Genomic DNA, 20,681 nt, shown 5'->3' with positions numbered 1-20,681 from the left:
CTCCGGTCTGTCTCAGACGGTGGTGTTGTGCCGGGCGACGGCGGCCCGTACGGCGCTCTCGTCGCCGGCCGCGATCGCCTCGACCAGGTCGGCGTGGATCCGGTGGCGCAGCTCGCGGTAGCCGGCGTCGGCGGCGTCGTCGGGACGCGGGGACGCGGCGCCCAGATGGCCGAGCGTGCCGATGTAGACGGCCCGGGCCATGGCGTTCGGGCTGATGGCGGCGATGCGCTCGTGCAGGGCCCAGTTGGCGCGCATGAAGGCGTCCCAGCCGGGCGCGGCGCGCAGCCGCCGCAGCAGGCGGCGCAGGTCGGCGACGTCCCGGCGGGTGCGGTGGCGGGCGGCGCCGACGTCGATCAGCTCCTCCAGGTGGTCGCGCAGCTCGACGGCGTCGGCGACGGTGCCCGGCTCCTCGGCGACGCCGAGCAGGGTGTGCCGCAGCCGCACCACCGGGCCGGGGTCGGCGACGAACAGCCCGCCGCCGCGGCCCGGCCGGATCTCCAGCACGCCACGGTCGCGCAGCAGCCGGACGGCCTCGCTGACCGTGGCGTAACCGAGGCCCGTCTCCGCGCGCAGCGACTCCAGCGTGCCGACCGGCTCCCCGGGACCCAGCCCGCGCGACCTGATCCGCTCGTCGAGCGCGGCGGCCAGCCGCTCGGCCCGCGTGCCCGCGCCCTGCCCGAGCGCGGCGGCCGGTTGTCCAGGCGAGGAGGAGTAGGGCATAGTCCGGATCCAACCATAAAACCTGCGAACCTTTGGCAGGTTTCAGCCGCCGTGAGGAGATGAGCGATGAGGATCGTCGGGATCCGCCGGCACGCCGCCGGGGGCGTCGAGGCCGGCACGTTGTCGGCCGACGGGGCCGAGGTCACCGTGCTCGCCCCGCTGGAGCGGTTCTGGGCCGCCGCGGCCGCCTTCCTGGCCCGCGAGCCGGCTGGCGAGCGGCTCCCGGTCGCGTCGGTCACCCTCGTGCCGCCGGTGCTGCCGGAGGCCCGGGTGATCTGCATCGGGCTGAACTACCTCAGGCACGTCGCCGAGGGCTCCTACGCGGGGGAGGGCCTGCCGCCGCACCCGACGCTGTTCGCCCGCTGGACGCGGTCGCTGACCGTGGGCGGCGTCCCGGTGCCGGTGCCCTCGGGCGAGGACGGCCTGGACTGGGAGGGCGAGGTGGTCGCGTACGTCGGCGCGCCGCTGGTGGACGCGGACCCGGAGGAGGCGCTGGCCGCGGTCGCCGGCTACTCGGTCTTCAACGACCTCACCGCGCGCCGGGCGCAGAAGCTCACCAGCCAGTGGATCCTCGGCAAGAACGCCGACCGGTCCGGCCCGCTCGGCCCGCTGGTGCCCGCGTCCGAGGTCGGTGACCTGCGCGACGGGCTGCGGGTGCGGACCCGGGTGAACGGCGAGGTCGTCCAGGACGGGCGTACCGACGAGATGGTCTACGGCGTCGGCGACACCCTGGCGCTGATCTCGCGCACGTTCACGCTGCGGCCCGGCGACCTGCTGGCCACCGGCACGCCCGCCGGGGTCGGCTACGCGCGCACCCCGCCGTGGCTGCTACGGCCCGGCGACGTCGTCGAGGTCGAGGCCGAACGTCTCGGCAGCGTGCGCAACCCGATCGTCGGCAACGACGCGCGGGCGCTGACGGGCGCCGGAGGGGTGACCGCGCCGGAGGGGTGAAGCGCGCGACACTGGGGTGGTGGAGACACGACCTGTCCGCGGCGGGGCGGGGCGGCCGGGGCACCGGTTGCGCTTCGGCCCGGCCGCCGAGGGCATCGAGCGGCTGGCGGCCTCGCTCGTCGGCGAGGCGTTCGCGCCCCACCGCCACGACACGTACGCGATCGGCGTCACGCTCGCCGGCGTGCAGACCTTCCGCTACCGCGGCGAGCTGCGGCGATGCCTGCCGGGGGAGTGGCACGTCCTGCACCCCGACGAGCTGCACGACGGGGCCGCGGGCACCGACGCGGGCTTCGGCTACCGGATCTTCTACGTCGACCCGTACCTGATCCAGGAGGCGCTGGGCGGCCGGCCGCTGCCGTTCGTCGCCGACCCCGTCGTGCGGCCGGAGGGGATGTCGCCGGCGCTGCTCGCCTGGCTGCGGCACCTGGACGAGCCCCTGGAGGAGCTGGCCCGGCTGGAGGTCGCGCTGCTGGTCGCGGCGGCCCTGGAGCGGCACGCCGACGTCCCCGTCCGGCGGCGGCGCGACCCCCTCGCGGTCGAGGCGCTGGCACGCGTGCGCGAGCTCATCGCCGCCGACCCCGCGACCCGGCACCCGGTGGCCGAGTTCGAACGCGTCTCGGGGCTCGACCGCTGGACGATCGCCCGCCAGTTCCGCGCCGCCTTCGGCACCAGCCCGACCCGGTACCGGACGATGCGGCAGCTGGACGTGGCCCGGCGGGCGATGCGCGGCGGCCTGCCGCTGCGGGAGGCCGCGCTGCGGGCGGGCTTCGCCGACCAGAGCCATCTGACCCGCATGTTCAAGCGCGCCTACGGACTCACCCCCGGCGAATGGACCACCGCCCTCACCTGGCGCTGGGGAAATCCGCCGTGAGCCCGTCGGTCCTGGCCTCGATCGCGCGGATCACGGCCACCATGTCGAGCGTGCCGTGCCCGAGCGCCAGGGTCTCGGCGAACAGCGCGTGGCAGACGTCGATCAGCGGCGAGGCCACGCCCGACGCCCGCGCCGCCCCGGCGATGAGCCGGTTGTTCTTCAGCACGTCGGCGATGGCCGCCTGGGCGGCGAGGTCGCCGTCCAGCAGCTTGCGGACCTTCCCCCGCGACACGTCGCTGGCCATCGGGCCCGAGTCGAGCACCTGGGCGAACCTGTCCAGGTCCAGGCCGTGCCGGGCGGCGAAGTGCGCGGCCTCGGCCAGGCCGCTGACCATGGTGATCAGGAAGATGTTCACCGCCAGCTTCATCAGCAGCCCGCCGGGCACCGGGCCGCACGCGATCGTCCCGGCGCACATCGGCGCGAGCAGGGGGCCCACCTCCTCGACCGCCGCGGGCTCGCCGGCCAGCATCGCCACCAGCCGCCCGGCCTCGGCCGGGCCGCGCGAGCCCGACACGGGCGCCTCGACGTAGTCGCCGCCGGCCGCCCGCACCGCCGCGCCCAGGTCCGCCGACCACGCCGGGGACGTCGTGCCCATGTGCACCACGATCCGCCCGGCCACCATGGACGCGAACCGCGGCGTGCCGCGCCCGAGCACCGCGTCCACGGCGGCCTCGTCGGCCAGCATGAGCAGCACGACCCTGGCCCGCGCGAACACCTCGTCCGGGCTCGCCGCCACGTGCGCGCCGGCCGCCCGCAGCGGCTCGCACCCGGCCGCCGTACGGTTCCAGACCACGACCGGCGTGCCCGCCCGCACCAGGTTGAGCGCCATGGGCCGGCCCATGATCCCCAGTCCGATGAATCCCGTTCCGGCCATCCGCCCTCCCGCTCCGCGTGTCCCGCCGTCACCGTTGTAGCGGCAGGGACCGGCTCCGGTCTTGAACGGTTGTGCGGCCCGCGCCGGCGTCAGGGCGTGGTGACGTCGAGGTCGACGCTGGAGACGCCGAGCACGCCGTCGATCTCCAGCAGCTCGGTGATCAGCACCTCGACCGGCCCCGCGCCCTGGACGACGAGCCAGATCGAGATCGACTCCCGGTCCTTGCTCGGCTGGTCGCGTTCGAGGGTGAGCTCGGCGATGACGAAGCCCCTGTCGCTGCACAGCGCCAGCACCCGCCGGAGCGCGCCGTGGCGGTCGAGGTAGGTCAGGTGCAGGCGCGACTGGGCGTACTTCGAGCGGGGCAGCCGGGCGCTGAGCGGGGTGAAGCCGAACAGGACCAGGAAGTGGCCGGCGGTGACGGCGACCGCCAGCAGCCACAGTCCGGCCCCGGCGGCCATGCCGACCGCGCAGGTCAGCCAGACCACCGCGGCGGTGGTGAGCCCGCGCACCGCGTCCCGGCGGACGAAGATCAGGCCGCCGCCGATGAACCCGATGCCCGACACGATCTGCGCGGCCACCCGGGACGGGTCGAGCGTGACGTGCTCGCCCAGGACGTCGGCGAAGCCGTACTTGGACACCAGCATGATCAGGGCCGAGGCGAAGCCGACCAGTGTGTGGGTGCGCAGGCCGGCGCTCTTCTGGCGGATCTCGCGTTCGAGCCCGATGGCGGCCGACAGCAGCAGGGCCAGGCCCAGTTCTCCCAGCTGGGTCCATCCTTGCCCGGCCAGTGCCGTCGTGGCGAACGCCGTCCCCATTTGCCCAGATGTCCCCGGCGTGCGGGGGTCTCACACCTTCCTGGCAAGAAGTTAGTTGCCTGACTTAGTTTCTGTGCTACGGTTCTTCTTAGTCAGGCAACTAACTAATGACTGAGGAGAACCACCATGTTCGTTGTCACGGGTGCCACCGGGAACGTCGGCCGCACGCTGGTAGGTCTGCTGGCCGAGGACGGCCTGCCGGTCACCGCCGTCGCCCGCCGCGTCACGGAGGCCGACGTGCCGCCGGGCGTCCGGGCCGTCGCCGCCGACCTGGGCGACGTCGCGAGCCTGCGTCCGGCCCTGGCGGGGGCGGACGCGCTGTTCCTGCTGGTGGCGGGGGAGGACCCGGAGGGCGTGATCGCGGCGGCCGGGGAGGCGGGCGTGCGCAAGGTCGTCCTGCTGTCCAGCCAGGGCGCCGGGACCCGGCCGGGGGCCTACCCGCACGCCGTCCGGTTCGAGGAGGCCGTCCGCGGGTCGGGGCTGGCCTGGACGGTCCTGCGTTCGGGCGGCCTGGCCTCCAACGCCTATGCCTGGGCCGAGCCCGTACGCCTGAGCCGCACCGCCGAGGCCCCCTTCGGCGACGTCGGCCTGCCCTTCGTCGACCCCGCCGACGTCGCCGCCGTGGCGGCCGCCGTCCTGCGCGAGGACGGGCACGACGGGGCGACGTACGTGCTGACCGGCCCCGAGGCCACCACCCCGCGGGACCGGGCGGCGGCGATCGCGGCGGCGCTGGGCGAGCCGGTGCGCTTCGCCGAGCAGACCCGCGAGGCCGCCCACGCGCAGATGGCGCAGGTCATGCCGCTGCCCGTGGTGGAGGGCACGCTCGCCATCCTGGGCGAGCCCACCCCCGACGAGCGGAGCGTCAGCCCGGACGTCGAGCGCGTCCTCGGCCGTCCCGCCCGCCCGTTCGCCGCCTGGGCCGAGCGCAACGCCGCCGCCTTCCGCTGACCGCCGGCGACGGGCACGGCGGCGTGGCGAGACGGAGGGCGCCGGCCGGCCGGAAGCCGGTGACGGCGGGCGTCACCGGCTCCGGAGCAGCGCCCGTCAGGTGATCGGGCAGGTGTCGCGGTACTCCTCGATCGCGGTCCCGCGCGGGGCGGGGCACAGGAACTGGTCGTAGCGGGTGTCGTCGTCGACGAACCGCTTCAGCCAGGCCACCATCGACTTGGCCATCGTGGTGTTGGTGACCTGCGGGAAGAAGTGCGAGGCGCCGTTCAGCTCCAGGTACGCCTTCTCCACCGACGACGGGATCGACTGGTAGAACGGCTCGGAGTGGGTCGCCACCGGCGCGATCGTGTCGGCCTCACCCCCGATGATCATCGTCGGCACCCGGAGGCCCGACCAGCTCTTGGTGAGGTTCCACGGCGCGAGCGGCACCGCCGCCTGGAGCGACGGGCGCGCGTCGGCGGCCTCCAGCGTGCCGCCGCCGCCCATGGAGTGACCGGCCACCGCGAGCCGGGACGCGTCGATCCTGCTGCGCACGGCCGACGGGCTGCCCGAGGTCAGGTAGTCCAGCGCGGCCAGGAGCTGACGGCCGCGGCTGGCCGGCTGGTCGTAGATCGTGATGGTCTCGATGCCGATCACCACGAACCCGTGCGAGGCGATCCGCGGCCCCAGCCAGGCGAGGCTGGACCAGGTCGCCGTGTAGCCGGGCGAGATGGCGATCGCGCCGAAGGTGCCCTGGCTGGTGTCGGTCGGGTAGTAGATCGTCCCGCCGCCGAAGCCGGAGACGCTCAGCCGCGAGACGCCGAGCTCCGCGGTCGCGAACGGGCCGCGCGCGGCTTCCAGGATCGCGCCGGTCGGGTCGGGGCCGCGCTCGTACGGGCCGGCCGCGTGGGCGACCGGCGCCGCCGCGACGCCGCCGGCGAGCAGCGTGACGGCCAGGGCGAGCTTGGTGAACGTTCGCGCGCCGAAGTGGGGGGTGGAGAGCTGCACGTCGTCGAACTCCCTGCTCATCGTGGGAATGACTGCTGTCTGTCGCCATTGTCGGGACACACGGTCAGCCGTGCATCGGTGAAATCACCGGTCTCGTGCCGCCCGCCGCCCGGTCCAGGCGCTACATGAACCTGACCAGCTCCACCCGTGAGCGGATGCCGAGCTTGCTGAAGATGTTCCTGAGATGGTGCTCGACCGTGCGCCTGCTGAGGAAGAGCTGCTCGGCGACCTCCTTGTTGGTGGCGCCCGCGGCCACCATGCGGGCGATCCGCGCCTGCTGCGCGGTGAGCTGCGACACCGTCGCGTCCGCGGCCGGCCGGACCGGCTCGCCGGAGGCCCGCAGCTCGGCCCTGGCCTGCTCGGTCCACAGCCGCGCGCCGTGCCGTTCGAACGTCTCCAGCGCCGTGTGCAGATGGTTCCTGGCCGCGCCGGGCCGCCGGTCGCGCCGCAGCGCGCTGCCCAGCAGCAGGTGCGTACGGGCCGCCTCGAACCCGCAGACGCCCTGGCCGTGCAGGCGCAGGGCGTCCAGGAACAGCTCCTCGGCCTCGCCGGGACGCACCGACAGCAGCGCCCGGCAGCGCGAGACCAGCGCCCGCAGGCCGGGGCTGCGCGTGCTGCCGACCCAGCGTTCGAGCACCCGCAGGGCCGCCGCGGCCCGCTCGCGGTCGCCGGTGCGGGCGGCCGCCTCGATGTAGTGCGGGGTGGACATGACCCTGATGACGACGTGGCGGTTGCGCCGCTCGGCCCGCAGCCTGCCCGCGGCGTCGGCCACGCGGCCCGCGGCCAGGTCGAGGCAGGCCAGCGCCCAGTTGCCGACCGCGCCGGCCAGGCCCAGCTCGTGGGCGTCGGCCAGCTCGATGGCGGCGTCCGCGCGGATCCGGCACGTCTCCTGGTCGCCCTCCACTGCGGCGCTGACCGCCAGCCAGGCCAGGTGCTGGGCCGCGGTGTTGTGCTGGCCCGTCTCGCGGGCCAGCCGCAGGCCCTTCGCGGCGGTGGCGGCGACGGAGGCGTACCGGCCCGTCCAGACGTCGGGGTAGATCGTGAACTCCAGGAGCTGCGGCACCGCCGACGCGGCCCCGCGCAGCCGGGCCTCCTCCACGGCCCGCGCCGACAGCCGGTGGGCCACCGCGTCCTCGCCCAGCAGCATGCCCGCCACGCACGCCCACGTGAGGACGGCCGGGTCGCGTACCGAGCCGGCCAGCTCCAGCACCCGCCGCAACGGCCCGGCCGCCTCCTGGTGCAGGCCGCTGAAGGTGTGGGCCATGCCCGCCAGGTACTCGAACATGAGCTGCGCCGGCGCCGGCTCGTCCGGACGCCGCAGGGCCGCCGCCTGCCGGGCGATCGCGATGAACGCCCGGTTGTCGCCCGCCCGGTAGCTGGCGTCCGCCGCGCCGACCAGCGCGCGCACGCCGAGCACGCGGTGGCTGTCCAGCAGCCCGCGGGCCGCCGCCAGCAGCTCCTCGCGGGCGCTGCCGGTCTCGCCGCCCAGCAGCTCCAGGCTGCCGCGCAGGAGCTGGACGTGGCCGCGCAGCTCCTCGGGCGCGCCGGGCGACCGCAGCCGGGCCAGCAGGGAACGCGCGGCCAGGGGACGTCCGGACACCCAGGCGTGCCTGGCGGCGGCGGCCAGCCGTTCGGCCTCGACCGCGGGATGAGCGGTCAGCTCGGCGGCGCGCTCCAACGCCAGGTAGGGCTCGGGGAACCCGGCACGACGCTCCGAGGCCAGGCACGGCTCGGCGCTCCCGGCGGCCCACCGCACGGCCAGCGCCGCCCGCGCCAGCTCGTCCCCGGCCTCCTCCCCGCCGCCTCCGGCCCACGCCCGATGCCACGCCCGCCGCAACCTCTCCCAACCATCCGCGTGGCACCCGCCCGGGGTGAGCAGGTCGGCGAGGAGGCGGTGGGCGCGGCGGCGCTCGGCCAGCGACGCCGCGTGGTAGGTGACCGCCCGCATCGCGGGTTCCCGGAACACGAACGCGTCCCCGTCGGCCCGCAGGACGCCCGCCCGTTCGGCCGGTTCGAGCACCGACAACGCGCACGCCGGGCTCGCCGCCCTGGCCAAAGTCGCCACGTCCAGGGCCGGATCGGCGGCGATCAGCAGCGACAGCCAGCGCGTACGCGCGGGCAGCCGGGCCAGCACGCCCGTGTGCTCCCGCCACAACCGCCCACCAGGAGGCAGGACGGCGGGCGGCGCCGCGAGCCCGGCCCGCTGGTCGGGGGTGAGCGCGCCGATCAGCTCGCGCAGCGCCAGCGGGTTCCCGCGGGCGATCTGGTCGAGCGCGGCCGGCAGGTCCTCGGCGAGCCCGCCGGGCGCCAGGTCCGCGGCCAGCTCCCGCACCGCCGGCCCGTCGAGCCCGCGCAGCTCCAGCGCGGGCACGCCCTCAAGCCGCCACATCGCCTCGCCGTCGAACCCCTCCGGCTCCCGCTCGCCGTACGGGACGGCGTAGGAGGGCGGGGGGCTGGTGGTGAAGAGCAGGGCGATCGGCTCGCAGGACAGGCGGCGGGCCACGAACGAGAGCGCGTCCAGGCTCGCCGCGTCCAGCCGGTCGGCGTCGTCCACGCAGGCCAGTACGGGACGCTCGGCGGCGACCGCCGACAGCAGCCCGAGCACGGCGGCGGGCAGCACGAGCCCAGCCCCGCAGGTCCCGGACTCCAGGGCCTCGGCCAGCGCGCGGGCCTGGGCGGCCGGCAGCGCCGCGACGGCCCCGGCCACCGGTCTCAGCAGGCCGTGCAGCCCCGCGTACGGCACCGGCGACTCCGGCTCCACCCCCGACACCCGCAGCACCCGGAACCCGGAGGCCCGCGCGGAGGCCAGGTCGAGCAGCGCCGTCTTGCCCATGCCCGCCGCGCCGGTCAGCAGCAGCGCCCCTCCGGAGCCGGCCCGGGCGTCGTCGAGCAGCCGCAGCAGGACGTTCTCCTCCGCGTCGCGGCCGCGTAACACGGGAACGCGCGTGACTGGGGACACGCCGTCCAGTGTCACGCGCGGGTGCCGCCGCTGAAAGAGGCCGCCGGCCACGAAAGCCGCCGACGCCCCCGACCGTACGAGAGGGGGTGGACGGGAGAAAGTGTGGCATTCCGGTGACAGCAAGCGCTTGGTGACCTACCTTGAGTCCTGACCGTCAAGGAGTGCCGATGCGGAATCAGGGGCTTGGGTCATGGCCGGCACGCAGGGCGCGGATGACGCCCGCCCGGCCCGCCGTCGGTTACCAGGGGATCGACCGCACCTACGGCGACCTGTACGACCGGGTCACCCGCCTGGCCCACGGGCTGACCGGCCTGGACGTGGGCCGCGGCGACCGGATCGCCTATCTCGGGCCCAACCACCCGTCCCTGGTGGAGACGTTCTTCGCCGCCGGACTGCTGGGCGCGGTGTTCGTCCCGCTCAACGCCCGGCTGGCCCCGCCCGAGCTGCGCTTCCTCCTGGACGACTCCGGCGCCCGCGTCGTCGTCCTCGGTGCAGGCCAGGACGGCGGCGGCCTGCCCGGCCGGCACCTGGACCAGGACGCCTTCGAGGAGCTGATCGCCGGCGCGCCCGCCGACCCCGTGGACGAGCCGGTGAGCCAGGACGACCTCTGCCTGATCATGTACACCTCGGGCACCACCGGCCGCCCCAAGGGCGCGATGCTCACCCACGGCAACCTCATCTGGAACGCCGTGAACCTGCTGGTCGACGTGCCGCTCGCGCACGACGAGGTGACGCTGGTCAGCGCGCCGCTGTGGCACATCGCGGCCCTGGCGCAGACGCTCCTGCCGACCGTGCTGAAGGGCGGCCGGGCGCTGCTGGAGCCGTCGTTCCGGGTGGACAGGACGTTCGACCTGGTCGAGTCCGAGCGGGTCACGATGATGTTCGGCGTGCCGTCGATGTTCGCGGCCCTCGCGCAGTCGCCGCGCTGGGCGGACGCCGACCTGTCCAGCCTGCGGCACCTGCTGTGCGGGGGAGCGCCGGTGCCCGAGCCGCTGATCAGGACGTACCGGGAGCGCGGGCTGCCGTTCCTGCAGGGGTACGGCATGACGGAGACCTCCCCCGGCGCGCTCTTCCTCGGGGCGGGGCACCCGGACGCCGGGCTCGGTTCGGCCGGGGTGCCGTGCTTCTTCTCCGACGTGCGGCTGGTCGCCCCCGACGGCTCGCCCGCCGCCCCCGGCGAGCCCGGTGAGGTGTACGTCCAGGGCCCCAACGTCATGCCCGGCTACTGGCGGCGTCCGAAGGAGACCGCGAAGGTGTTGTCCGCCGACGGCTGGTTCAGGTCGGGCGACATCGGCGTGGCCGACGAGGGCGGGTACGTCCGCATCCGCGACCGGATCAGCGACATGTACATCTCCGGCGGCGAGAACGTCTACCCGGCCGAGATCGAGAACCTGCTCCTCGCCCATCCGGCGGTGGCCGAGTGCGCGGTGATCGGCGTACCGGACGAGAAGTGGGGGGAGACCGGCAAGGCGCTGGTCGTGCTGCGGCCGGGTGCGAGCGCGGAGCCCGGGGAACTGCTCGCCCACCTCGACGGCCGCCTGGCCCGCTTCAAGATCCCGCGGTATCTGGAGCTCGTCCCCGGCCTGCCGCGGAACGGCGCCGGCAAGCTGCTCAAGGCGTCCCTCAGGACGCCGCACGGGCAGCAGGCGCGGTGACCGGGCAGGCAGCGGCGGGTCAGCCGATGGCGGGCACGCGCAGGTCGGCGAAGACGCCGCGGTGGTCGGTGCCGGGCACGTCGAGGATCTCCGTACTGGCCACGTTCACCCGGCGGTCGGCCAGCACGTGGTCGATCGTGATGATCGGCGGTATCGCCCTGTTGTTGGGCCAGGTCGGGACGAGCCCCTTGCCCACCTGGTCGGCCGCGTCGACGTAACCCCTGGCCAGCAGGTCGCGGAAGGCGCGATGGTCGAGGCTGGCGTTGAAGTCTCCGGCCAGGATCCTGATCACCGACGGCGACGGGGACGGCAGCGCCTTGAGCGAGGCGTCCCACTCGGCCGCCATCCGGCCGAGCGGCGGGTCGGGGTGCACCGCCACGACCTCGACCTTGCCGCCCGAGGGCAGGGACAGCGTGGCGGCCGGCATGTTGTGGCCGATCGGGGTGAACAGCCCCCGCAGCGGCCGCAGCGGGTGCCTGGCGAACAGGCCGCTGCCGATCGCGCCGTCCGCGGCCTGGAGCACCCGGTAGGGGAGCAGCTTGCGCAGCCCCGCCTGGTCGAGCCGCCGGACCGCGTCCGGGGTCAGCTCCAGCGCGCTGAACACATCGATCTCGTACAGGCGCACCAGGCGGACCACGGTCTCGGCGTCGGCCCATCCGAACAGGTTGACCGACAACACCCGCAGCGGGACGCCCTCGATCACTTTGCCCGGCTCCACCCCGGACGTCCGCGGGATCAGGCACGCGACGAACACCATGCCCACGACGGCCGCGCTCAGCCCCGCCGGGCGGTTGCGCCTGAGCACCGCCAGCAGCGCGGTCAGCGCGGCCAGCCCCGCGCCGATCGGCGTCACCGTCATGAGCTGGATGAGGAAGGAGCCGGTCTCCAGGCCGCCGACCCGCAGCGCCGCCCAGGCCGCCAGCAGCGCGACCACCGTCCAGGCGAACCAGCGCCTGCGCCGCCGGGGTGAGGGACGCTTGCCGGCGGATGCGCGTTCGGCGGTCGCGCTCGCTGCCCGTTGATCCACAGCATGAACCCTAAGGCAGCGGCGAAGAACCCGAACCAGGCCGCCCACCCGGCCCCCGGCCTTGCCCCGCGGCCCTGCCCTGCCCTGCCCCCCGGCCCTGCCCCGCCCTGCCCCCGGCCCCGGCCCGGCCCTGCTCGGTTCGGCCGCTTGGGCTCACCGGCTCGGCTCAGTGGCTCACCTCGCCGACTCGGCTCCCGTCTTGACGGCGAGGAGCTGCCTGCGCATCGCGACGAAGTCGCCGACGTCCGTCATCGCGACGTGGGCGGCGCCGCGCACGGTGGGTTCGCCGCGCATCCGGAGCCGGTAGATCAGCCGGGTGCCGCCGCCGGTGTCGCGGAGCGCGATGGAGCAGGTCGTGGTGGCGTCGGCGCCGCGGTCGGCCAGCACGAGGCTGTGCGGGGGCTCGATCCGCTCGACCACGAAGGCGCCGCCGTCCATGACGTCGCCGGGCTTGAGGTCGTGCGGGGGCTGCGCGGGCTCGCCGGCTGCTTCCGCCCGCGCGTCGGGTCCGGCGCCAGGACGGGTGCCGGGACGGGTGCCCGGGCCCGGGTAGCCGCCGAGCCGGACCACCCAGGCCCACACGACCGGCGGCGGCGCGTCCACGGTGACGGCACGGGTGGCCTGGAGCTGGGGGAGCGGCACGATGTCGTCACCCGGCAGGTCCTCGTGCACCTCTCTGTCGGTCGCGCCCCAGCGCAGGTGCCAGGGGCGCACGGCGAGCAGGTACCCGGCCGCCGCACCCGCGGCCAGCCGGAACACCCGGCCTGGCAGGAACATCGCAGCACTCCTTCGTGTCACTGACGAGACCTGTCGCCGGCCTCTCGTCGATCGGCGCTCGGAATTTCGGTGCTTACGCTGAATTATGGGCCAATATGGCTAGATCTGGTCGGCTTTCCATATTGTCAGGCCATATGTCTCCGCAATCGGCCGCCACGCCTGCGCGAATTGCGCCTTCGCCGTCTGCGCGGCCTCCGATCTGCTGAGACCTCGCCGGTAATCGCGATCGTCCGAGACCGGGCCGGTGCAGCCGCCCGCCAGATGGCGCCGGGCCCAGGAGAGGAAGGCGGTGTCGGCGTCGTAGGAGGCGTCGAGTGCGGCGATGAGCGTCTGCTTCAGCGCCGCGCCCTCGGGCAGGGCCGTCACCTCCAGCGTTCGGGCGGCGGCGAGCTGGTCGCGGCGGCCGGCGGTGATGTCCTCGATCGTGGTCACGCCGGACCGGCGGCAGCCGGTCGCGTCCGCGATCGCCGCCGACAGGCTGGAACGGGCGGAACTGCTGCTGGACAGCAGCTCGTCCACCCGCCCGGCCTGCCCGGCCGCACCTGCCGTGGGGTCCGCGCTCGGTGTCGGGCCGGTGCTCGCGGCCGGGTCGCCGGTGGGGGTGGCGTCCCCGGTCGCCGGGTCTTCCGTCGCCTCGTCCGAGGTCTGCGGCTGGACGGCCGACGTCGCGCCGCCAGAGCGCCCGCCCGCCTCCGCCGGAGCGGACGGGCGGCTCCCGGCCACCCACCAGACCAGCGCCGTCGTCGCGCACGCCGCCGCCACGCTGGCCAGCGCCACCGGCCGCCGCCACCCCGGCGGACGCGACCGCGAGGGCGGCGGCGGATGATCGTCCCCCAGCGGCCCCCGTGAGAGACCGGCGAACGCCCCCTCCCCGGACGAGCGCACCACAGGCGGGACACCACCGGCGCCGGCGCCCGGCGTGCCGACCCCTGTGAACGGGACACCACTGCCGGCGGGCGGGGAACCGGGGCCACCGGGTGGGGCGCCGGTGTCTGTGGGGCCGGCAGGTGAGGGGCCGGAGGAGGCGGGAGATGTGGGGTCGGCGGGTGAGGGGCCGGAGGAGGCGGGAGGTGTGGGGGTGAGGGGTGTGGGGGCGGGGAGGAGGGCGCCGCAGCGGGGGCACTGGGTGAGGGCGCCGGTGTCGCTGCCGCATCGCCCGCACCGCCCCCCGGCGCCTGAATGGTGGACCAATACACCCTCCCGTAATGCTCCGTAAAGGGAAGAATTTCAATTTATCGGGCTTTTGTCCCGAGCTTCACTTCCGGTGAACGAGACTATTTGATAACAACGAGCCCCCCAAAGCACTCGCCCCTCATAAGCTCGGCCGGGTTCACCGACGAAGGAGGGTCATGGCCGTCGACAGCTCCGGCGCCACCGGCTCCACGCGGGACACCAGGGCCCACCCCCGCGTGCCCCGCATGAGCAACGTCACCCGCTACCTCAGCGCCGCCGCCTACCTCGACAGCGGGTTCCGCGACCGGGTGCTGGGCGAGCTGATGTTCGACCCCTACCGCGCGGTCCCCCCGTCCTACGGCGGCTTCGACCTCATCCCGGTGATCCACCACTGCCGGCGCTCGCGCTCGATGCTCGTCGTCCGCGACGCGCTCATCACCGTGTTCTTCCTCGTCGGGTTCGTGATCTCCCCGCTGACCACGATCGCGTGGGTGGCGACGCTCGTCCCGCTGGTGCTGCTCACGTCGGGGCGGGTCCGGCGCGGCTCGCTCGTGCTGCGGGCCATGCTCTGGTTCTGGGCCGCGAGCATGGCCCTGCTCCTGCTGGCCGCGGTGTTCTCCACCGCGCTGTCCGTGCTGCTGCTGCAGAGCCTGTCCAGCTCCTCGTTCTACGACGACGGCCCCTCCTACGGCGTCGCCGACGTCCTGGGCCAGGGGCTCGGCACGCTGGCGCTGGCGATGGCCGTGCCCTTCACCACGCTCGGGGTGGCGCTGGTCTACCGGATCGCGACGTACATGACGCTGGCCGGCACGCTGCGGCCGGGCGCGCCCGAGCCGGTCACCGGCGCGACCGGCCCCCGCACCGCCCATCGCGTCGACTACGTGCGCAGCGCCCAGTGGGGCAACATCACCATGTACGCCAACGAGGACGCCTTCATGGGCGCCGGGTCCATCGCCAGGACCTGGTCGATCGCCGTCGAGCTCGACCGGGTGCGCGGCCGCGAGGGCCCGCCGCGCCGCCAGGACGACCCGGTCGACCTCGACCCCGTCGAGCTGCACGCCTTCGTCCGCGAGCGGCTGAAGGACATGCGCGACCGCGTGCTGCGTCCCAACGAGGGCATCCAGCGGCTCGACATCGGCGACCACGTCGTCACCAGGGGGATCTTCACCGTGGCCGACTGGCACGACGGCGGCGCCCCGGTGTCCCATCCGCTGATCGGCAAGAACGGCCTGCCCAGGTCCCACGCCACACCCGAGGAGATCGAGGCGATCGTCCGCCATCCGCAGGGCGGCGTGCGCTACTACCAGCGCGTCACGATCAACAACGCCGGGCAGGAGATCCGCGACCGCAACGGCCGGCTCGTCGCGCCCGCCGAGGATCAGGAGGCGCTGACCTCCGCGTTCATCTACCTGGCCGTCGAGGGACGGATGCTCTACACCCAGTTCGTGGTCACCGTGCTCCCGCCCGCCCACGGCCCCTACCACGTGGTCGACCGGCTGCCCACGATGACCGGCGGCCGCATCGCCTGGGAGGCGGTCAGGTCGTTGAAGCTGCGGCTGCTGCGCGACGTGCTGGCCGCGCCCGCCCGGCTCGTCCGTACGGGGGTGCAGGCCGTCCGGCAGAACATGCTGGCGCCCGACCCGCGCAAGCACATCGTCTACCCCTACGGCGCCCGCTTCAGCGTCCGGGAGCTGGGCGCGAGCGACGACCTGCAGACCCACATCCAGGTGCTCGACGTCTCCAAGTACGTGCGGATGATCGAGCAGCGGCTCACCGAGGCGGTCCTCGACTTCCTGGAGGACAAGGGCGTGGAGACCGGCGCCTACCGGTTGCAGGCGGCGAGCGTGACCATGAACACGCTGTCGGTCAGCGGCGGCGCCACGGTCAGCGGCCCGGTCGCCTTCGGGAACCAGGCCGCGGCGACGGTCAACAACCTGGGAGGACAGGGCGCGTGACGAACGAGCAGACCCCCACGCCGGGCTCGTACGGCGTGCACATCAGCGGCGGCGAGGTGAGCGGCCCGATCGCGGTGGGCCCGCACTCCCGCGCCACGGTCAACAACCTGGGCGGCACGGCCCCCGGCGAGGCGGCCCGGTTGCTCGACCGGCTGGAACGCCTGCTCGCCGAGCACGAGGCGGAGGTGACCGAGCCCGCGCGGGCCCGCCGCGACGTCGCCGACGTGCGCCAGGAGATCGAGCAGGCCGACCCCGACCGCTCCCGCGTCCTCGACGCGCTCAAGCGGCTGTCGGCCCGCGCCGCCGAGGTGTCGGTGATCGTGGAGGTCGCCGGCCAGATCCGCGAGCTGTTCGGCTGACCAGCGGCTCTCGAAGGGGGCCGCGGTCAGCGGAAGACCGCGACCGCGGCCTCGCCGAGCATGTCGTCGATCAGCTGCACGACCTCCCTGACGACGGGGGAGTGCTCGCCCGCGATCTCCCGGAGGCGTTCGACGAGCCGAGCCGAGGGCTGGTCGAGGTAGAGCTCGGCCTCCAGCCGCAGCGCCCCCACCAGCCCGCACAGCGCCGCGCCGCGCCCGTCGGGCTGCTTCCAGCCCTCCACCGCCGAGCGCACCCCGGCCGAGGCGCGCACCACCGAGGCGATGTCGGCGAGCTGGTACCGCGTGTACGGCAACATGCCCATGCGCCGCCTGGTCACCATGACCAGCACGCCCGCGGTGACCAGGCTCTGCCGGGTGCGGTCGTAGGCGTCCTCGGCCAGCTTCTTGATCCAGAACCTGGCCTCGCCCTCGGCCCGGTCGCGGGCCATCAGCGGGACCAGGGAGTCCACGACCGCGTCGCCGACCGGGGTGGGGTCGACGACGGCGATCCGGCCCTGCCCGACCGTGACGCGCCCGCTCAGCGCCAGGTCGAGCAGCACCGCCCCGGCCAGCCCGAGCGCCATCGAGTGCTGGTGCACCAGGGGCTTGCCGGACTGGTCGTGAGCGATGAGGAAGAGCTCGTGGTGGAGCGGCGGCCGCGTCACGGCGACCGGATCCCGGTCAGGCCGGCCTTGTCGTCGCCGTCCAGCACCGGGCGGCGGCCGCGGGCGTACAGGACGCCGAGGACGACGACGCCGACGGCGAGCCAGATCAGGCCCACCCGCTGGGCCAGGATGTTGGCGTTGACGATCACGAAGATCAGGATCGCCATGCCGATCAGGGGTGCCACCAGGTGCGACCAGAAGTCGGACGAGCGCTGCCGGACCCGGTAGTGGACGATCACCGACACGTGCAGCACGACGAACGCGATCAGGCCGCCCATGTTGACCAGGCTGCTCAGCAGGCCGACGCCCTCCTTGAGCTGCGAGGCCCACAGGCCGATGCCGACGGACAGGGCCGAGACGAGCAGGATGGCGTTGGCCGGGACCGAGTGCTTGACCGACACCTTGGCGAGGAAGGCCGGCAGCTGCCGGTCGCGGGCCATGGCGTACAGCAGGCGGGAGACGGCGACCTGGGCGACCAGGGTGTCGGCGAAGCCCCAGGAGATGGCGGTGGCCGTCGAGGTGACGTGCCGCAGCCACTCGCCGCCCGCCGAGGCGGCGGCGTCGTAGAAGGCGGTCTCCGAGCCGGTGTTCAGCAGGCCCGCCGGGTCGGGCACCACCAGCGCGGCCACCCAGACCTGGGCCACGAACAGCAGCCCGGCCAGGATCAGCGCCAGCCGCATGGCCCTGGCCACCTGGGCCGAGCCGCCCGCGGACTCCTCGACGAGCATGCTGATGCCGTCGAAGCCGAGGAAGGACAGCACCGCGACGGAGACCGCGGCGAAGATCACCGGCCAGGAGAAGGTGTCGGGGTTGAACAGCGGTGAGAGGCTGAACCCGTGGCCCTTGCCCTGGAGCAGGGCCCAGATCCCGATCAGCACGAACAGGCCGAGCACGACCAGCTCACAGGTGATCAGCACCTTGGTGAGGGTGATCGTCATCCGGATGCCGCGCAGGTTGACCACCGTGTTGACGGCCACGAAGACGAGCAGCCACCCCCAGACCGGCACCCCCGGCACGCTGGCGTTCATGGCGATCGAGGCGACCAGGTAGAGCAGGCTCGGCACGAGCAGGTAGTCGAGCAGGATCGCCCACCCGGTCATGAAGCCGACCGACGGGGCGATGCCGCGGCCCGCGTAGTTGTAGACCGACCCCGACAGCGGGAAGGCCTTGACCATCTGCGCGTAGGAGGCCGCGGTGAACAACATCGCGACCATGCCCACCAGGTACGCCAGGACGGGCATGCCGCCCGAGGCCTTGTAGACCGGGCCGAAGATCGCGAACGGCGCGATCGGCACCATGAAGATCAGGCCGTAGAACACGAGGTCGGTCAGTCCGACCCCGCGGCGTAATTCCTGACGGTAGCCGAACTGCTCGATGCTCTCCTGAGGTTGCACGACAGCCTCTCCATGTCGTCCATGCGGGGGGTGACGGGCCTCGGTATACGCATGGGGTTACGGATACCGGTGGGGCTCGATCTGGCGATCCTTCCGTAGCCCACGGTCACGTCGCAAGAGGCTGCTCCAGGTGGTTGCGTACCTGACCTCGCCGCAGGGCCCGCGCCGGCGGAGGCGGGCGGGACGCGCGACGTCCCGCCCGCCGGCCGGCGGCGCCGCCTCAGCAGGCGCCGACGTCCTTCCAGACGCCCCACTCGCCGGTGGTGCCGGGCTCCTGGCCCTGCGTCCACCACTTGGCCTCCCACGTGTGGGCCTTGTGCGAGACGCGCTGGCCGCCGTTGTAGACGGCCGTCGCGCTCCAGGCGGGCGCGGTGCAGGCGCCGCCGGTCGGGGTGACGGTCGGGGTCGGGCTCGGGCTGGGCGCGACGCCGCCCCGAGCCAGGTCCTGGACCAGCCCGTACGTCCTGCCGCCGAAGGTCAGCGTGTAGTTCGCCTGGCCGGGGACGGGCAGGTAGTACACGTAGTCGAGGGTCACCGACGCGCCGGGGGCGAGCGTCTGCCAGGTGGGCAGCTTCACCGACACCCGGTGGAAGTCGCCCTTGAGCCCGCCGATGTTGTTGCCGGTGTGCTCACTGCTGATCACCCGCAGGCCGAAGCCCGACTGGTCCTTGGCGTTGTTCGGGGCGGAGGTCGCGTAGTCCCACTGGAACTCCGCGCCGCCCGGGATGGTGGTCTGCGTCCTGTTGGTGATGACGAGCTTGGGGTTGATCGGGTAGTTGCTGTCGCCGGCGGGGAAGCCGGTGGCCTCGATCGTGACGTCCACCTTCTCGGCGGGGACGGCCACCTTGGCCTTGGCCGCGCCGTACGGGGCGGCGGTCCTGAGCTTGTCGTAGAGCAGGCCGGTCAGGGTCTGGCCCATGAAGTACTCGCCCTTGGCCGCGTCCCAGGCGTAGTCGCCGGCCAGCTCCCAGATCATCACGCCGCCGATGCCCTGGTTCCTGACGTAGTCGGCCTTGGCGCCGAGCGACTGGTCGTCCTCGGTGGACAGGAACACCTTCTTGGCGGCGTTCCACAACCAGGGGGCGGTCAGGGTGGCGTTGTAGTTGCGGGTGTAGGTGCCGGTCAGCCGGTCCTCGGGGTCGTTGGCCGGGTCCAGGCCGTAGGCGGGGCCGTAGGAGCCGGCGATGCCCTTGGCCAGGTTCATGGCGTGCCACATGGGGTTGGAGCCGGCGCCGACCTCCTTGCCGTTCTCCTCGTCGTGCCACAGGTTGTCGATGCCGCGGGCGCCGTCGCCGCAGGTGGTCAGGCCCTGCGGGCAACTGCCGCTCGGGCCGTTGGAGGTGCCCCACAGGCCGTTCGCGCCGCCGTTGACGTTCTTCCAGCCGCGCGTGTAGTACGGCACGCCGATGTTGATCCGGCCGGCCGGCATCGCGCCGCGGAAGTAGTGGTAGGCCCAGTCGGTGTTGAGGTAGCCGAGGCCGCCGTACTGGGCGGCGGTGTAGACGCCCCACTTGGCCAGCTCGGCGTCCTTGCCGTCGTCGTACAGGGCGGCGTTGGGGCCGACGAACTCGTTCCAGGCGCCGTGCAGGTCGTAGGACATGATGTTGACGTAGTCCAGGTACTGGGTGACCTGGAAGGTCTCCATGCCGCGCAGCAGGTAGCCGGAGGCGGGGGCGGCGACGGTCAGCATGTAGTACCTGCCGTCGGCGGCGGCCGCGGTGTCCAGCTTCTGGCGCAGCGTCCTCATCAGGGCCGCGTAGCCCTTCATCAGGCTCGACCTGCGGGCGTTGGCGATGGTCCAGTCGAGCGGGTTCCCCGCGTCCTTCATCGAGGTCGGGTACTCGTAGTCGATGTCGACGCCGTTGAACCCGTACGCCCGCACGAACGCGACGACCGAGTCGGCGAACGTGCCGATGCCGGCCTGGTTGACCGAGCCGTCGGCGTTGGTGGTCATCGAGTAGAAGCCGCCGGAGGGCACGCGGGCGCCGCTGGCGTCGAAGTAGCCGCCGGTCTCGGCCCAGCCGCCGACCGACACCAGCGTCTTGGTGCCGGGGTACTGCTTCTTGTACTTGTTCAGCAGGTTGAAGTGGCCCTTGTAGGCGTAGGCCGGGTCCATCTCGGCGCCGGCGACGCCGGGCCACTCGGTCGCGGTCGCGTCGGCGTCCACGGCGATCTTGTTGCTGCCGTCGACGTGGGCGAAGGCGTAGTTGATGTGGGTGACCTTGCCCCACGGGATGTTGCCGGCCAGGTAGGCGGGCTGACCGTTCTTGCCGGTGCGCCAGCTGGTGAAGTAGCCGATGATGCGGCGGGGGTGGTCGGCCCCCATCTTCTCGCGGCCGTCCTCGTCGTAGGCCAGGCAGTAGGGGACGTCCACGCCGGGGGTCTGGTAGAGGCCGTCCGGGCGGCAGGCGGCGTTGTCGGCCGCGGCGGTGGCCGTACCGGCCAGGGCTCCCGCGATGAGGACCAGTGAGGTGCCGCACGCGGCCAGGGCCGCGCGTAGGCGTGTGGGCTTCAAGGCCACCTCCGATGGGGCATGACTGGGGGGTTGATC

General features: G+C 73.8%; 18 protein-coding genes. 7 read left to right on the top strand and 11 right to left on the bottom strand.

The genetic code is table 11. From position 1 onward, the window contains the following. Positions 1-12: 12 nt before the first annotated feature. Entirely contained in the window at positions 13-720 is a 708-nt protein-coding gene (locus tag ACWEJ6_RS07950; protein WP_397160492.1) for a FadR/GntR family transcriptional regulator, read from the bottom strand. Positions 721-786: 66 nt separating this feature from the next. Here ACWEJ6_RS07950 and ACWEJ6_RS07945 point away from each other — a divergent pair, with 66 nt between their 5' ends. Both ACWEJ6_RS07945 and ACWEJ6_RS07940 read left to right on the top strand, forming a co-directional pair. Further along, positions 787-1,671, top strand: coding sequence for a fumarylacetoacetate hydrolase family protein (locus tag ACWEJ6_RS07945; protein ID WP_452422263.1), 885 nt, complete (start codon positions 787-789; stop codon positions 1,669-1,671). A gap of 19 nt (positions 1,672-1,690) precedes the next feature. Then, entirely contained in the window at positions 1,691-2,542 is an 852-nt protein-coding gene (locus tag ACWEJ6_RS07940) for an AraC family transcriptional regulator (protein WP_452422261.1), read from the top strand. On the opposite strand, the gene ACWEJ6_RS07935 is transcribed toward ACWEJ6_RS07940, so the two are convergent. Next, the gene (locus ACWEJ6_RS07935) at positions 2,514-3,416 is read right to left on the bottom strand and encodes an NAD(P)-dependent oxidoreductase (protein WP_452422259.1); all 903 of its coding nucleotides are present in this window, start codon (positions 3,414-3,416) and stop codon (positions 2,514-2,516) included. The genes ACWEJ6_RS07940 and ACWEJ6_RS07935 overlap by 29 nt on opposite strands. 89 nt (positions 3,417-3,505) lie before the next feature. Continuing rightward, on the bottom strand, positions 3,506-4,231 hold the full coding sequence (locus ACWEJ6_RS07930; RefSeq protein WP_387672804.1) for an MgtC/SapB family protein: 726 nt from the start codon (positions 4,229-4,231) through the stop codon (positions 3,506-3,508). Positions 4,232-4,357: 126 nt separating this feature from the next. On the opposite strand from ACWEJ6_RS07930, the gene ACWEJ6_RS07925 reads away from it, so the two are divergent. After that, the gene (locus ACWEJ6_RS07925) at positions 4,358-5,179 is read left to right on the top strand and encodes an SDR family oxidoreductase (protein ID WP_452422256.1); all 822 of its coding nucleotides are present in this window, start codon (positions 4,358-4,360) and stop codon (positions 5,177-5,179) included. A gap of 96 nt (positions 5,180-5,275) precedes the next feature. On the opposite strand, the gene ACWEJ6_RS07920 is transcribed toward ACWEJ6_RS07925, so the two are convergent. Both ACWEJ6_RS07920 and ACWEJ6_RS07915 read right to left on the bottom strand, forming a co-directional pair. Continuing rightward, on the bottom strand, positions 5,276-6,187 hold the full coding sequence (locus tag ACWEJ6_RS07920; protein WP_452422254.1) for an alpha/beta hydrolase family protein: 912 nt from the start codon (positions 6,185-6,187) through the stop codon (positions 5,276-5,278). A 100-nt stretch (positions 6,188-6,287) separates the two neighbouring features. Next, positions 6,288-9,125: an ATP-binding protein gene (locus tag ACWEJ6_RS07915; protein WP_452422252.1), complete on the bottom strand. Its 2,838-nt coding sequence runs from the start codon at positions 9,123-9,125 to the stop codon at positions 6,288-6,290. 167 nt (positions 9,126-9,292) lie between these two features. On the opposite strand from ACWEJ6_RS07915, the gene ACWEJ6_RS07910 reads away from it, so the two are divergent. Continuing rightward, positions 9,293-10,780, top strand: coding sequence for an acyl-CoA synthetase (locus tag ACWEJ6_RS07910; RefSeq protein ID WP_452422250.1), 1,488 nt, complete (start codon positions 9,293-9,295; stop codon positions 10,778-10,780). A gap of 19 nt (positions 10,781-10,799) precedes the next feature. Here ACWEJ6_RS07910 and ACWEJ6_RS07905 read toward each other — a convergent pair whose 3' ends face one another. From ACWEJ6_RS07905 to ACWEJ6_RS07895, 3 genes are all read right to left on the bottom strand, one after another. Beyond that, positions 10,800-11,807: an endonuclease/exonuclease/phosphatase family protein gene (locus ACWEJ6_RS07905; protein ID WP_387672816.1), complete on the bottom strand. Its 1,008-nt coding sequence runs from the start codon at positions 11,805-11,807 to the stop codon at positions 10,800-10,802. Positions 11,808-11,981: 174 nt separating this feature from the next. Next, a complete protein-coding gene (locus tag ACWEJ6_RS07900) occupies positions 11,982-12,584 on the bottom strand; it encodes a hypothetical protein (protein ID WP_452422248.1) in 603 nt (200 codons plus the stop codon). A 99-nt stretch (positions 12,585-12,683) separates the two neighbouring features. Beyond that, positions 12,684-13,016: a hypothetical protein gene (locus tag ACWEJ6_RS07895; protein WP_387672821.1), complete on the bottom strand. Its 333-nt coding sequence runs from the start codon at positions 13,014-13,016 to the stop codon at positions 12,684-12,686. On the opposite strand from ACWEJ6_RS07895, the gene ACWEJ6_RS07890 reads away from it, so the two are divergent. The 3 genes from ACWEJ6_RS07890 to ACWEJ6_RS07880 all read left to right on the top strand — a co-directional run bounded on the left by ACWEJ6_RS07890 (position 12,997) and on the right by ACWEJ6_RS07880 (position 16,071). Then, complete coding sequence (locus ACWEJ6_RS07890; protein WP_452422246.1) at positions 12,997-13,410, top strand: hypothetical protein; 414 nt, start codon at positions 12,997-12,999, stop codon at positions 13,408-13,410. The two genes, ACWEJ6_RS07895 and ACWEJ6_RS07890, sit on opposite strands and share 20 nt — an antisense overlap. Before the next feature lie 523 nt (positions 13,411-13,933). Then, positions 13,934-15,712, top strand: coding sequence for a hypothetical protein (locus tag ACWEJ6_RS07885; RefSeq protein WP_452422244.1), 1,779 nt, complete (start codon positions 13,934-13,936; stop codon positions 15,710-15,712). Continuing rightward, the gene (locus ACWEJ6_RS07880; protein WP_452422242.1) at positions 15,709-16,071 is read left to right on the top strand and encodes a hypothetical protein; all 363 of its coding nucleotides are present in this window, start codon (positions 15,709-15,711) and stop codon (positions 16,069-16,071) included. The genes ACWEJ6_RS07885 and ACWEJ6_RS07880 overlap by 4 nt, the downstream gene beginning before the upstream one ends. A gap of 26 nt (positions 16,072-16,097) precedes the next feature. Here ACWEJ6_RS07880 and ACWEJ6_RS07875 read toward each other — a convergent pair whose 3' ends face one another. The 3 genes from ACWEJ6_RS07875 to ACWEJ6_RS07865 form a co-directional block, all read right to left on the bottom strand. Continuing rightward, positions 16,098-16,736 (bottom strand): GOLPH3/VPS74 family protein, encoded by a 639-nt coding sequence (locus ACWEJ6_RS07875; protein ID WP_387672831.1) that lies wholly within the window; start codon positions 16,734-16,736, stop codon positions 16,098-16,100. Then, complete coding sequence (locus ACWEJ6_RS07870) at positions 16,733-18,130, bottom strand: APC family permease (protein WP_387672833.1); 1,398 nt, start codon at positions 18,128-18,130, stop codon at positions 16,733-16,735. The genes ACWEJ6_RS07875 and ACWEJ6_RS07870 overlap by 4 nt, the downstream gene beginning before the upstream one ends. A gap of 220 nt (positions 18,131-18,350) precedes the next feature. Continuing rightward, positions 18,351-20,645 carry a chitinase C-terminal domain-containing protein gene (locus tag ACWEJ6_RS07865; RefSeq protein WP_452422239.1) on the bottom strand — a complete coding sequence of 765 codons (2,295 nt, stop codon included), beginning with the start codon at positions 20,643-20,645 and terminating at the stop codon, positions 18,351-18,353. Positions 20,646-20,681 lie beyond the last annotated feature (36 nt).

It is taken from the genome of Nonomuraea sp. NPDC004702 (assembly GCF_053601695.1).
The sequence above is the reverse complement of the archived record's forward strand: the minus strand, read 5'-3'. Positions and strand labels throughout refer to the sequence as shown.